The sequence below is a fragment of the Variovorax boronicumulans genome (genome assembly GCF_009811375.1).
Classification (GTDB): domain Bacteria; phylum Pseudomonadota; class Gammaproteobacteria; order Burkholderiales; family Burkholderiaceae_C; genus Variovorax; species Variovorax boronicumulans.
On sequence record NZ_BKDH01000001.1, the window covers coordinates 2,276,412 to 2,290,159 of the forward strand.

Genomic DNA, 13,748 nt, shown 5'->3' on the forward strand with positions numbered 1-13,748 from the left:
ACGGGCTCGATGTCCGCCGCACCACCGCTTTCTCCCGCCGCTCCCGCCCGTTCCACCGACCTGGATTCCCGCCACGCCGCCATGGCGCTTGGCCTGTCGTTGCCGGCCGATGTGGTGCTCTACCTGCTGCTGCCCATGTACGCGTCGCAGTTCGGCGTTTCACTGGCCGAGGTCGGCTTGCTGCTGGCGGCCAACCGGCTGGTGCGCATCGCGGGCTACGGCTGGGTCGCGCGTTTCTATGCGCGCCATGGCGACCGGGCCAGTTGCACGCTGGCCGTGGTGGCCGCCGCCTGCTGCGGGCTGGGCTACGCCACGCTCTCGGGTTTCTGGGCGCTGTTGCCGCTGCGGCTGACCTGGGGCCTGTGCTTCGCGGCGCTCAACCTGTCGACGCAGGCCCTGGCCACGGCCGACCCGCTCGGTGCCGCGCGGCGCAGCGGGCGTTCGCGCGCCTTCATCGCGACCGGGCCGGTGCTCGCGCTGCCGCTCGGTGCGCTGCTGGCGTACACGGTCGGGCCGCGCGCGATCTTCGGCGTGCTGGCGGTGGTGTCGTTGCTCGCGTTGTTCGTCACGCGGCGGCTGCCGTCGAAGCCGCACCACAGCGCAGCGCCGACACGTCGCTTCTCGCGGCCGAATGCGCTGGACGGCTGGTCCTTCATGGAAGGGCTGGCGCTCGACGGCCTGTTCATCGTGGGCCTGTCGTACCTCGGCAAGGACCTGCTGCCCGGCGGCGCGGTGATCGTGGCCGGCGTGCTGATGGCGCTGCGCTACCTCGCCGAAATCTTTCTCGGGCCGGTGGGCGGGCGCATGGCGGAGCACTTCGGCGCCGAGCGCCTGCTCGTGAGCCTGTCGCTGGTGACGTCGCTCGCGCTCGTGGGCTTCGGCCTGGGCTGGCTGTGGAGCTGCGCGGCGCTGATCGTGGTGCTGCGCGCACTGCAGCTGCCGCTCCTGCCGCCCATCGTGGCGCGTCGCACGCCCGGACCGGAGCGCGTGCGGGCGCTGGCGGCCCGCGCGGTCTGGCGCGACATCGGCGCGGGCGCCGGGCCCTTGCTGGCCGGCGTGCTTCTGCCCATTGCTTCGCCGCCGTGGATCTACGGCACCGCCGCGCTGTTGCTGGCGATCGCGGCGCTGGCCTGTGTCCGGCGCGCATCGCCATCCACCCCGATCCAGGAGAACATCGCCCCATGACCACCATCGACACCGTTGCGCAACTCGAAGTCCTGTTCGGCCAGCCGGGCGAGGCCTCGCTCAAGAAAGAAGTGCCATACCTGCACCCGAGCTACCAGGCGCTGATCGCCGCATCGCCGTTCGCGGTGCTCGCGACCACCGGCCCCGGCGGGCTCGACGCCTCGCCGCGCGGCGACGCGCCGGGCTTCGTCGCGGTGCAGGACGAGAGGACCTTGCTGCTGCCCGAGCGGCGCGGCAACAACCGCATCGACAGCCTGCGCAACATCGTGGCCGACCCGCGCGTGGCCTTGCTGTTCCTGATTCCGGGCGTGGGCGAGACGCTGCGCGTGAACGGGCGCGCACGCATCCGCGTGGCGCCCGAACTGCTGGCGCGCTTTGCGGTGGAAGGGCGTGCGCCGCAGTGCGTGATCGAGATCAGCGTCGAGACCGTGTTCTTCCAGTGCGCCCGCGCGATCCAGCGTTCGAAGCTCTGGGCGCCGGTGCCGCAGGACGCGCCGCGCACCGTGCCGACGCCGGGCGCCATCCTTTCGGCGCTGACCGATGCGGCCTTCGACGGCGCCGCCTACGACCGCGAACTGCCGGCGCGGCAGCGGTCGACGCTGTACTGAAGGGGGCGGCGTACCGTCCGGTAGAACGAATGCACTAGCGGCGAAAGCCGCCGACCCCACGCCTGCACCGATTGCGAGCCTTCGCCACAATCGACCCAATGCGTTCTTCTCCGTTCTTCAAAATGGCCCTGCTGCTGGGCCTGCTCTCCGCCATCGGGCCTTTCGCTATCGACATGTACCTCCCGGCCTTGCCCGCCATCGGGCAGAGCCTGCATGCGGACATCGGCGCGGTGCAGATGAGCCTCACCGCGTTCTTCCTGTCGCTCGGCGCGGGGCAATTGCTCTACGGCCCGATCTCCGACATGGTCGGGCGCAAGCCGCCGCTGTATGCCGGGCTGGTGCTGTTCGCGCTGGCCAGCGTGGGCTGCGCGCTGGCGACCGATATCCAGACCCTGATCGCGCTGCGCTTCGTGCAGGGCCTGGGCGCGGCCGCCGGCATGGCGATTCCGCGTGCCGTGGTGCGCGACCTGCACACCGGCACCGACGCCGCGCGGCTGATGTCGCTGCTGATGCTGGTGTTCAGCGTGTCGCCCATCCTGGCGCCGCTCGCGGGCAGCCTGGTCATCGCCTTCACCGGCTGGCGCGGCGTGTTCTGGGCCGTCACCATCGCCGCGGTGGCGGGCCTGGCCATGATGGTCAAGCTGCTCGACGAAACACGCCCAGCCTCCGAGCGCGTCGAAAGCAGCCTGGGCAGCGCGCTGTCGGCCTACTGGCTGCTGTTGCGCGACTGGCACTACCTCGGGCTGGTGTTCATCGGCAGCTTCGCCATGGCGGGCTTCTTCACCTACCTGGCCAATTCGTCGTTCGTGATGATCGACCACTACGGCCTGTCGCCGGCGATGTACAGCGTGGCCTTCGGCGTGAACGCGGCGGCCTTCATCGCGGCCTCGCAGTTCACGGGCTCGCTGGGCGAGCGCTACGGGCTGGTCAACCTCGTCAAGTTCGGCGTGGCCTGTTGCGGCGTGGCGATGGTCGCCATGTTCGTGTACTTCGCGATGGGCGGCGACAACCTGTGGGTGCTGATCGTCCTGTACTTCATCGCCTCGGGCTTCATGGGCCTCGTGATCCCGACCACCGGCGTGCTGGCGCTCGAGATGCACGGCGCCATCGCCGGCACGGCCTCGGCGCTGCTGGGCACGCTGCAGATGCTGACCGGCGCCTTGGCGATGGCGGTGGTGGGCCTGTTCTCCAACGGCCGGCCGCTGCCGATGGTGGCGGGCATGGCCGCCGGCGCGCTCATCGCGCTGGTGCTGACCTGGCTCACGCTCGGCGGCGTGCGCTCCGAGCCGACCGGGGGCAGGGCGCAGGAGGCCTGACATGACGGCCGCCACAGCAAGCGACGCCAAGCCGCTTCCGCTCGACGGTCTGGCCGCGCCCGCGCGCGGCTGGGCGATGCTGGTCATCATCCTCGGGCTCACGGTCTCGGTGCTCGACGGCACCATCGTCAACCTGGCGCTGCCCGGCATCGCGCGCGAGTTGCAGGCCACGCCGGCGCAGGCGATCTGGGTGGTCAACGCCTACCAGATCGCCACGCTGGTGATGCTGCTGCCGCTGGCCTCGCTGGGCGACCTCGTGGGCTACCGGCGCGTGTACCTCGTGGGCATGGCGGTGTTCACCGTGTCGTCGCTGGCTGCGACCTTTGCCAATTCGCTCGGCACGCTGATCGCGTCGCGTGCGCTGCAGGGGCTGGGCGCGGCAGGGATCATGAGCGTCAACGCGGCGCTGGTGCGGCTCACGTTCCCCTCGGCGCAGCTGGGGCGGGGCATGGCCATCAATTCGCTGGTGGTCGCCACCTCGTCGGTGGCTGGGCCCTCGGTGGCGGCGGCGATTTTGTCGGTGGCGTCGTGGCCGTGGCTCTTCGCCATCAACGTGCCGCTGGGCATCGTCACCTTCGCGCTGGGCATGCGGGCGTTGCCGTTCAACCGCTCGGCGCCGACGGCCGGCGCGCGCTTCTCGCTGGTCGACGTGACGCTCAACGTGCTGATGTTCTCGCTGGTCTTCCTCGGCGTGGACCAGCTGGGTGTGCGCGAGGGCGGGGTGCAGGCCACGGGCACGCCGTGGTCGGCCTGGGCCACGCTGGCGGCCGGGCTGGCGGTGGGCTTCGTCTACCTGCGGCGCCAGCGCACGCAGGCGGTGCCGCTCTTTCCCATCGACCTGCTGCGCATTCCGGTGTTCGCGCTGTCGATGGGCACCTCGGTGGCGGCGTTCTGCGCGCAGATGCTGGCCTACATCGCGCTGCCGTTTTTGCTGCTCGACGTGTACGGCCGCAGCCACATCGAGGCCGGCCTGCTGATCACGGCCTGGCCGCTGGCCATCGTGGTGATGGCGCCCATCGCCGGGCGGCTCATCGGACGCTACCCCGACGGGCTGCTGGGCGGCATCGGCCTGGGCCTGCTGGCGACGGGCCTGGCGCTGCTGGCGGCGCTGCCGGCGCATCCGGGCAATGCCGACATCGCCTGGCGCATGGCGCTGTGCGGCCTGGGCTTCGGCCTGTTCCAGTCGCCCAACAACCACACCATCGTGAGCTCGCCACCCGCGCACCGAAGTGGTGCGGCCAGCGGCATGCTGGGCACGGCGCGACTCACCGGGCAGACGCTCGGGGCCGTGGTGCTGGCGGCAGTGTTCAGTGTCTGGAGCCCGCATGGCGGGCACGGCCCCGTGGTGGCGCTGGTGCTGGCGGCGGGTTGCGCGGCGGTGGCGGCGGTTTTCAGCAGTCTGCGGCTGAAGACGACAAGTCCGCATGCCTGAATAAGGTAGGGTACGGCCTCATGAAGGAAGTACCTGACACCGTGGTCTGCCCGGGCTGCGACGCGGTCTACGCCCGCACGCCGCTGGCGCCGCGCGACGTGGCCGAGTGCCCGCGCTGCGGCACCGAGCTCGACCGGCACCCGGGCGCGCAGCAGCGGCGCATCCTGCCGCTGACGGTCGCGAGCCTGATCATGTTCGCCATCGCCAACCTGTTTCCCATCGTCGAGATCGAACTGCAGGGCCTGCGCAGCCAGACCACGCTGGCCGGCGCGGTGGTGGTGCTGAGCGCCGAGGGCATGTCGCCGGTGGCGCTGCTGGTGCTGGCCACGACCATCCTGTTTCCGCTGCTGCAGCTGTGCATCCTGGCCTACCTGCTGGTGCCGCTGGCCCGCGCGCACCGGCCCTGGGGCTTCGCGGTGCTGGTGCGGATGATGCAGTCGCTGCGGCCCTGGGGAATGATCGAGGTCTTTCTGCTCGGCGTGCTGGTGGCGATCGTCAAGCTGTCGAGCATGGCGACGGTGGTGCCGGGGCCCGCGCTGTGGGCCTTCGTGGCGCTCACCGTGACGCTCACGGCCGTGCTGTCGTTCAACCCCGGCGCGTTCTGGGAGATGACCTTCCGCAAAGCCGATGAAGAGGATGCAGCCGCGCCGGAGGTGCGCGCATGAACATGCGCGGGCTGCCCGCCCGCCTGGCCTCGGCACGCCCCTGGGAGGCGCAGGCCGACGACGAGCACGACCACGAGAACCCGGTGCCGACGGCCGCCGCGCTCGGCCTGCACGTCTGCACGCACTGCACCGCCGTCTGGCGCGACGCCGAAGATGGCGACGCCTGCGCCCGCTGCGGCACGCACCTGCACACGCGCAAGCCGCAGAGCCTGAGCCGCACCTGGGCCTTCCTGATCGCGGCCTGCATCATGTACATCCCGGCCAACCTGCTGCCGGTGATGATCACGCGCACGCTGTTCGGCGCGCAGTACGACACCATCTTGAGCGGCGTCATCTACTTCTGGGTGTCGGGCGCCTGGGGGCTGGCGGCCATCGTGTTCATCGCGAGCTTCCTGGTGCCGCTGTTCAAGCTGGCGGTACTGCTCTTGCTTGTGGTGCTGGCGCAGCGGCGCAGCAACTGGCGCCGGCGCGAGCGGGCCAAGCTGTATCACATCATCGAGATCATCGGACGCTGGTCGATGCTCGACGTGTTCGTGGTGTCGCTCTTGACGGGGCTGGTGCAGATCCAGGGCTTCGCGGTCATCACCGCGGGCGTGGGCATTGCGGCCTTCGGCGCGGTGGTGGTGCTGACCATGCTGGCCTCGCTGAGCTTCGACCCGCGCCTGACGTGGGACGGCCCGGTGCCGCAAGCAGACACGGACGAACGACACATTGAAAGCAGGGAAGAAAAAATCGCATGAGTGAAGAAGACACGCAACCGCAAGACCGTCCGGCAGCGTCGGCCCCGCCCGCGCTGCCGAAGCCGAAAGTGGCGCGCCGCCGCGAATGGCTGCCCTCGCTGATCTGGCTGATTCCCATCGTCGCCGCGCTGGTCGGCGTGACGCTGGTGGCGCGCATCCTCATGGAGCGCGGCCCCGAAATCGTGCTGACCTTCAAGACGGCTGAGGGCCTCGAAGCCGGCAAGACCGCCGTGAAATACAAGGACGTGCAGATCGGCCTGGTGCAGAGCCTGCGGCTGGCGCGCGACCGCTCGCACGTGCGCGTGCTGGTGCAGCTCAACAAGGACGCCGAGGGCTTCACCTCGGCCGACTCGCGCTTCTGGGTGGTGCGGCCGCGGCTGGACACCTCGGGCATCTCGGGCCTGGGCACGCTGCTGTCGGGTGCCTACATCGGTGCCGACGCGGGCGTCGAGAAGGAAACCGCGGGCGAGTTCACCGGCCTCGAAGCCCCGCCCATCGTCACGCGCGGCGACTCGGGCCAGCAGTTTTTGCTGCGCGCGCGCGACGTGGGCTCGCTCGATGTCGGCTCGCCCGTGTACTTCCGGCGCATCAAGGTCGGGCAGGTCGCGGCCTACGAGCTCGACGGCGACGGCCGCGGCGTCACGCTGCGGGTGTTCGTGAACGCGCCGTACGACAAGTTCGTCGGCATGAACACGCGCTTCTGGCAGGCGAGCGGCATCGACGCGCAGCTCAGCGCCAGCGGCTTCACGCTGCGCACGCAGTCGCTGGCCACCATCCTGCTCGGCGGCATCGCCTTCCAGGCGCCCGACGACGCCATGGGCCCGCTGGCCAGGGAGAACACGGCCTTCGTGCTGGCGCAGGACGAAAGCGCCGCCATGAAGGAGCCCGACGGCCCTTCGCAGACGCTGCTGATGTACTTCAACCAGTCGCTGCGCGGCCTCACGCCGGGCGCGCCGGTCGATTTCCGCGGCGTGGTGCTGGGCGAGGTGAAATCCATCGGCGTCGAGTTCGACCGCGCCGAGCGCGAGTTCCGCATGCCGGTGCTGGTGCAGATCTACCCCGACCGCCTGCGCCGCCGCGAAAGCGGCGCCGGTGCGCAGGCCACGGAGTCGCGCGCGACGCAGCAGGAGCGGCTGCGCTTCCTGGCCGAGAAGGGCCTGCGCGCCCAGCTGCGCAACGGCAACCTGCTGACCGGCCAGGTCTACGTGGCACTCGACTTCTTCCCGAAGGCGCCGCCCGCGAAGATCGACCTGTCGAAGAGCCCGATCGAGCTGCCGACCATCGCCAACGGCCTGGACGAAATCCAGTCGCAGGTGCAGGAAATCGCCACCAAGCTCAACAAGGTGCCCTACGAGCAGATCGCCACCGACCTGCGCACCACGCTGGCCACGCTCAACAAGACGCTCACCAGCACCGAGCAGACCGTCAGCCGCATCAACAGCGACGTGACGCCCGAGCTGGCCGCCGCCATGAAGGACGTGCGCAAGACCGTCAACTCAGCCGAACGCACGCTGGCCGACGACTCGCCGCTGCAGCAGGACATGCGCCAGACCCTGCGCGAGCTGACGCGCGCCGCCGGTTCGGTGCGCGTGCTGACCGACTACCTCGAACGCCATCCCGAATCGCTGCTGCGCGGCAAACCGGACGACAAGAAATGAAGACGACGACCTTCGCGCTCGCGGGCGCCGCCGCATTGCTGGTGCTGGCAGGCTGCGCGAGCAAGCCCGACAGCTACTACACGCTGGCCAGCCCGCCCGCGCTCACCGATGCCGCGCCGCGCCAGAGCGACGCCGCCACGCCGCTGTACATCGAGCTCGCGCCCGTGGCCGTGCCCGAGCGGCTGGCGCGCCCGCAGATGGTGGTGCGCCGCCCGACCGGCGGCGTGCAGGTCGACGTGCTCGAGCAGCATCGCTGGGCCTCGTCCTTCGAGAACGAGCTGCGCGACGCGCTCGGCAGCGGCATCGCCAGCCGGCTCGGCGCGCTCGACGTCACGCAGGGCGGCCGCCAGACCTCGCAGCCCGTGTGGCGCGTGGCGGTGCAGGTGCGCCAGTTCGAGATGGTGGACGGCGGGCGCGTGGACGCCGGCTTCACCTGGACCCTGCGCCGCTCCGACGAGGCGCGCACGCTGGTGTGCCGGCTCGACGCGGGCGAAGCCACCGGCGGCGGCATGGACGCGCTGGCGCAGGGCGCGCAGCGCGTGACGGCCGCGGCGGCGGCAGCCATGGCGCGCAGCGTGAACGCGGCGCGGACGAACCCGGGCGCGACGGCGTGCGCGACCTGAGGCTTTCACCTTTCCCCCATGGGGGAAGGCACCACGCCGTCATCCGATAGATCGGAGGCCCCATGACACAGATCGGCAAGGCGCCCTGCGACGACACGCTGATCCTGCATGGGTCTCCATCTCCCACGGAAGAGGGCGCCTGCCCCGAAGCCTCCAAGCCCTGGGTGCTCGCCGCGGCCATCGTCGGCTCGAGCATGGCCTTCATCGACGGCACCGTGGTCAACGTTGCCTTGCCTGCCATCCAGGCCGATCTGCATGCCACGGCCTTCCAGGCGCAATGGGTGGTCGAGTCCTACGCCTTGTTGCTCGCGGCGCTGCTGCTGGTGGGCGGCGCGCTCGGCGACCGCTACGGGCGGCGGCGCATCTTTGCCATCGGCGTCGTCGTGTTCGCTTTGTCGTCGGTGGGCTGTGCGCTCGCGGCCGACGTGCAGCAGCTCATCGCCGCACGCGCGATTCAAGGCATCGGCGGCGCGCTGCTGGTGCCGGGCAGCCTGGCGCTCATCAGCGCCTCGTTTCCCGAGAAGGAACGCGGGAAGGCCATCGGCACCTGGTCGGGCTTCAGCGGCATCACGGCGGCGGTGGGGCCGGTACTGGGCGGCTTCCTGGTCGATCACTTCTCGTGGATCTGGGCTTTTCTCATCAACGTACCGATGGCGCTGCTGGTGCTGTGGATCGTGCGCCGCCACGTGCCCGAGAGCAAAGGCGCCGCCGCGCGCGGCGGGCTCGACCTGTGGGGCGCGCTGCTCGCGACCGCCGGGCTGGGTGGCATCGTCTACGCCTTCATCGAGGCGCCGACGCAGAGCTGGCGTTCGCCGGCCGTGCTTGCGGCGCTGGCCATCGGTGTCGTGGGCAGCGTCGGCTTCGTCGTCGCCGAACGCCGGGCGTCCACGCCGATGCTGCCGCTGTCGCTGCTGCGCATCGGCAACTTCAGCGGCGCCAACCTGCTGACGCTGCTGCTGTACGCGGCGCTGGGCGGCGGACTGTATTTCTTTCCGCTCAATCTGATCCAGGTGCAGGGCTACTCGGCCACGGTGGCAGGCGCGGCGCTGCTGCCGTTCATCTTTCTGATGTTCGCGCTCTCGGGCTGGGCCGGGCAGTTGGTCGACCGTTTCGGGCCGCGCGTGCCGCTGGTCATCGGGCCGGCCATCGCGGCCGTGGGCTTTGCGTTGTTCGCGTTGCCGGGCGTGGGCGCGAGCTACTGGAGCGGCTTCCTGCCCGCCGTGGTGGTGCTGGGCTTCGGCATGACGGTGACGGTGGCGCCGCTCACCACCACGGTCATGAACGCCGTGGGGCCCGACCTCGCGGGCGTGGCTTCGGGCGTGAACAACGCGGTGTCGCGCGCGGCGGCGGTGCTGGCGATCGCGGTGTTCGGCGCCATCATGGCCTGGGCCTTCGACGCGGCGCTGGCCGAGCGGCTGCAGGCGATGGGCGCGTCGGACGAGGTGCGATCTTTTCTTGCGGCCGAGCGCGACCGGCTGGCGGCGGCCGGTGCGCCGCCGGGGGCCGACGCGGCCACCGTCGCCGCCGTGAAGCGCGCGGTGGCCGAATCCTTCGTCGCGGGCTTCCGCTGGGTGATGCTGCTGAGCGCCGGCCTGGCCGTGCTGAGTGCGGTCAGCGCCTGGTTGATGATCCGGCGCGCGCCTGCAGAAAACCAAGACAACAACAAGCCATGAGACAGGAGACAAAGAACCGATGGAAGCAGCACAACCGGCCGACGCGCCGCCGCACGTCGATGTCCTGATCGTCGGTGCCGGCCTGTCCGGCATCGGCGCCGCCTGCCACCTGCAGGCGCAGTGCCCGGGTCGCAGTTACGCGATCCTCGAAGGGCGCGAACGCAGCGGCGGCACCTGGGACCTGTTCCGCTACCCGGGCGTGCGCTCCGACTCCGACATGTACACGCTGGGCTACGTGTTCCGCCCATGGACGCAGGCCAAGGCGATCGCCGACGGCCCGTCGATCCTGCAGTACGTGCGCGACACTGCGCGCCAGCACGGCATCGACGACAAGATCTACTACCAGCACCGCGTGGTGCGCGCCGCCTGGTCGAGCGCCGACGCCTGCTGGACGGTCGATGTGGAGCAGGGCCCCGACAAGCGGCCCGTGCAGTGGCGCTGCAACTTCCTGTTCCTGTGCAGCGGCTACTACCGCTACGAAGCGGGCTACACGCCCGACTTCGCCGGCATGGCCGACTTCAAGGGCCGCATCGTCCATCCGCAGCACTGGCCCGCCGACCTGGACCACAGCGGCCGGCGCGTGGTCGTGATCGGCAGCGGCGCCACCGCGATGACGCTGGTGCCTGCGATGGCCCAGACCGCCGCGCACGTCACGCTGCTGCAGCGCTCGCCGACCTACGTGGTGGCGCGCCCGGCCGAAGACCCGATTGCCAACCGCCTGCGGCGCCTGCTGCCGGCGATGGCCGCGTACCGCCTCACGCGCTGGAAGAACGTGACGCTCGGCATGCTGTTCTTCCGGCTCGCGCGGCGCAAGCCGGCGCGCGTCAGGCGCATGCTGCTTGGCGGCGTGCGCCACGCGCTCGGGCCCGGCTACGACATCGCCACGCACTTCACACCGCGCTACAACCCGTGGGACCAGCGCCTGTGCCTCGTGCCCGACGGCGACCTGTTCGCCGCGCTCAACGCGGGGCGCGCCTCGATGGTCACGGACCACATCGACACCTTCACGCCCGAGGGCCTGCGGCTGAAGTCAGGCCGCGTGCTCGAGGCCGATGTCATCGTCACCGCCACCGGCCTCGAGCTGCAGGTGCTCGGCGGCATCGAACTGAGCGTGGACGGCCGCCGCGTCGACCCCGCAGCGACCTTCAACTACAAGGGCATGATGTACAGCGACGTGCCCAACCTGGCCTCGTCCTTCGGCTACACCAACGCCTCGTGGACGCTCAAGTGCGACCTGACCTGCGCCTACGTCTGCCGGCTGCTGAACCACATGCACAAGCACGGCTGGCGGCAATGCACGCCGCACAACGCGGGCCCCGACCTGTCGCCCGAACCGTGGGTCGATTTCAGCTCGGGCTACGTGCAGCGCTCGCTCGACAAGTTCCCCAAGCAGGGCGCGCACACGCCGTGGAAGCTGTACCAGAACTACCTGCGCGACATCCTCCTGCTGCGCCTCGGGCGCGTGGACGACGGGGTGATGGCGTTCTCGAACCGCGCGGTTTGATCGCGGCCTGACCGCGTTGCGTGACGCGGCGATGTATAGCTCTGCTCAATACAACATCGAAGATTTTTGAATTGGATCGATGGCAGGCGGCGGTGATTTACTCCGCCCGGCGTTGCACTCGCACTGAAAAAACGGCGAGGCGGCACCCGGGAATCACCCCACGACCCTGTGATGAGGAGACCTCATGAAGTCATCGATCCGTGCATCCCTGGCGGGCCTGCTGTTCGCAGCGCTGGCAGGACATGCAAGCGCTGCCTCGCTGGACGCTTTCGCGGCCACGCCGAACGCCGCCATCTCCGGCAACAACATCGAGAACCTGACGCAATCGACGCCCGAGATGTGCGCGTCGGCCTGCCTGGGCGCGCCACGCGGCGCCTGGTGCGTCTCGTTCGACTACAACAAGGCCGCCCAGAGCTGCGACCTGAGCGACAAGCGTGCCGCCGACGTGGGCGGGCTGAAGACCGACTACCCCGGCAACCCGTATGACCACTACAGCCTGAAGCCCGATCCGCTGAAGCCTTTCACGCGCACGCCCAATGCGGCCATCAGCGGCTACAACACCGAAGCCCTGCAGGCCGTGACGCCCGCCGACTGCGCCAACGCCTGTACCGACGCGAGCCGCTCGTCGTGGTGCAAGTCCTTCGACTACCACAAGACCAACCAGCGCTGCGACCTGAGCGACAAGCGCGCCAGCGACATCGGCGGCCTGAAGACCGACTACGTCGGCAATCCCTACGACCACTATTCGCTGATCGCGGGCGAGGGCGTTCCCAACCCCGTGCCGGGCAACAAGCACATCCTGCTGATCGGCATCGACGGCCTGCGCGGCGACGCCATCCAGTGCGCGGGCTGCGTGCAGACGCCGGCGATGTCGGCGCTGATCGCCGGCGGTGCCTTCCACGGCAACGTGCTGGCGGGCGGCACCAAGCAGGCGACCGTGAGCGGGCCCGGCTGGTCGTCGGTGTTCACTGGCTTCTGGGCCGACAAGCACGGCGTGACCTCGAACACCACCACCTTGCCGCTGAAGAAGACGCACGTGTTCGACCAGATCAAGGCGGCCTGGCCGACGGCCACGACCGCGGTGGTGGGCGACTGGTTCAACATCACCCACAACCTGCGCCCGGCGCTGGCCGACTTCGTGGTCGCCAACGCAGCCAAGAATTCGCAGCAGGCCACCGATGCGGTGAAAGGCTGGCTGAGCTGGAAGCACCCGCCGACGGCGATCTTCTACTACCTGCACAACGTCGACGTGCACGCGCCGAGCTACGACCCGCTCAATGCCTACTACCAGGGCAAGATCGCCGGCGAAGACCAGCAGATCCAGCAGGTGCTCACGGCGCTCACGTCGCGGCCGAACTACGCAAATGAAGAATGGCTGATCGTCGTCACCTCCGACCACGGCGGCACCGGCAGCGGGCACGGCGGGCAGACGGCAGGGGAACGCAGCACGCTGCTGATCCTGAACAACAACCACCAGAACCCGCTCAAGCCCAGCTACTGCGTGGGCAACCTCGGGGGTACCGCATTGACGCAGGTCGATGGCACGACGCCGCACATCCTGGACTTCCTGGGGCTGCCGAACACCACCGAAGGGCAGAAGCACCCGGCGTGCGGGAGCTGAGGGCAGGCGAGTCCGGGCGGAGCCGAAGGGGAGGGTAGCCCGCACGCATGCCGTGCGCGGCAGGCGAAATGCCTACCCTTCGGCGATCGGCGGGTTGATCCCGCACATAATCTCGCGTTTTCTTTTGTTCTGAATCTCTCAGGTAGCCACGCCGTGTCGAAGCCAACCTGCCCCTGGACTTCGACCAACCCTTCCCGGCTGTGGTGCGCCCGTGTTCGAACGCTATTACCGCGAGCTGCTGAGCTTTCTGTCCCGCAAGGTACCCGACCGCGCCACCGCGGCCGACCTGGCGCAGGAGAGCTACGTGCGGGTGTACGAGGCGCAGCGCTCCGGCAGCGTGGTGCGCGACCCGCGCGCGCTGCTGTACCGCACGGCCCGCAACCTCGTCACCGACCACCACCGCCGCACCAGCGTGCGCGCGGGCGGCGACACGGCGGTGCCCGATGACGCACCGCCCGACGCCGACGACTGCATCGGCCCGCCCACCTTCGAGCCCGACGCCATCCTGTCGTCCAGCCAGGGCATGGCGGCCATGGTCGAGACCATCGACCGGCTGCCTCCGCGCTGCCGCGAAGCCTTCGTGCTCTACAAGTTCGACGGGCTTTCGTATGCCGAGGTGGCTGCGCGCATGGGCATTTCGGTGCGGACCGTCGAGATGCAGTTGCGTATTGCGATGGAGGCGTGCTGGGCGTGCCTGGAGCGGACCCGTGGTTCAGAGTGAGA

The 13,748-nt window shown here is 69.9% G+C and carries 12 protein-coding genes; all 12 read left to right on the plus strand.

Annotated features, from left to right (window positions below; all coding sequences use genetic code 11):
• Positions 1-9: 9 nt before the first annotated feature.
• A complete protein-coding gene (locus VHAB30_RS10375) occupies positions 10-1,185 on the plus strand; it encodes an MFS transporter (RefSeq protein WP_159276981.1) in 1,176 nt (391 codons plus the stop codon).
• Positions 1,182-1,793 (plus strand): pyridoxamine 5'-phosphate oxidase family protein, encoded by a 612-nt coding sequence (locus VHAB30_RS10380; RefSeq protein ID WP_159276982.1) that lies wholly within the window; start codon positions 1,182-1,184, stop codon positions 1,791-1,793. Before VHAB30_RS10375 ends, VHAB30_RS10380 begins: the two co-directional genes overlap by 4 nt.
• Before the next feature lie 98 nt (positions 1,794-1,891).
• Positions 1,892-3,109, plus strand: a complete 1,218-nt coding sequence (locus tag VHAB30_RS10385) for a multidrug effflux MFS transporter (RefSeq protein ID WP_167395025.1) — start codon at positions 1,892-1,894, stop codon at positions 3,107-3,109.
• Between the two features lies 1 nt (position 3,110).
• Complete coding sequence (locus VHAB30_RS10390; RefSeq protein ID WP_159276983.1) at positions 3,111-4,541, plus strand: MFS transporter; 1,431 nt, start codon at positions 3,111-3,113, stop codon at positions 4,539-4,541.
• Between the two features lie 20 nt (positions 4,542-4,561).
• Positions 4,562-5,206, plus strand: a complete 645-nt coding sequence (locus VHAB30_RS10395) for a paraquat-inducible protein A (protein ID WP_062480238.1) — start codon at positions 4,562-4,564, stop codon at positions 5,204-5,206.
• Between the two features lie 2 nt (positions 5,207-5,208).
• A complete protein-coding gene (locus VHAB30_RS10400; protein ID WP_159278323.1) occupies positions 5,209-5,946 on the plus strand; it encodes a paraquat-inducible protein A in 738 nt (245 codons plus the stop codon).
• Complete coding sequence (locus tag VHAB30_RS10405) at positions 5,943-7,604, plus strand: PqiB family protein (protein ID WP_159276984.1); 1,662 nt, start codon at positions 5,943-5,945, stop codon at positions 7,602-7,604. Before VHAB30_RS10400 ends, VHAB30_RS10405 begins: the two co-directional genes overlap by 4 nt.
• Positions 7,601-8,227, plus strand: a complete 627-nt coding sequence (locus tag VHAB30_RS10410; protein WP_159276985.1) for a PqiC family protein — start codon at positions 7,601-7,603, stop codon at positions 8,225-8,227. The genes VHAB30_RS10405 and VHAB30_RS10410 overlap by 4 nt, the downstream gene beginning before the upstream one ends.
• 62 nt (positions 8,228-8,289) lie before the next feature.
• On the plus strand, positions 8,290-9,900 hold the full coding sequence (locus tag VHAB30_RS10415; protein WP_159276986.1) for an MFS transporter: 1,611 nt from the start codon (positions 8,290-8,292) through the stop codon (positions 9,898-9,900).
• A 19-nt stretch (positions 9,901-9,919) separates the two neighbouring features.
• Positions 9,920-11,404, plus strand: coding sequence for a flavin-containing monooxygenase (locus VHAB30_RS10420; protein WP_159276987.1), 1,485 nt, complete (start codon positions 9,920-9,922; stop codon positions 11,402-11,404).
• 184 nt (positions 11,405-11,588) lie between these two features.
• Positions 11,589-13,025: a PAN domain-containing protein gene (locus tag VHAB30_RS10425; RefSeq protein WP_159276988.1), complete on the plus strand. Its 1,437-nt coding sequence runs from the start codon at positions 11,589-11,591 to the stop codon at positions 13,023-13,025.
• 211 nt (positions 13,026-13,236) lie between these two features.
• On the plus strand, positions 13,237-13,746 hold the full coding sequence (locus VHAB30_RS10430) for an RNA polymerase sigma factor (protein WP_159276989.1): 510 nt from the start codon (positions 13,237-13,239) through the stop codon (positions 13,744-13,746).
• Positions 13,747-13,748 lie beyond the last annotated feature (2 nt).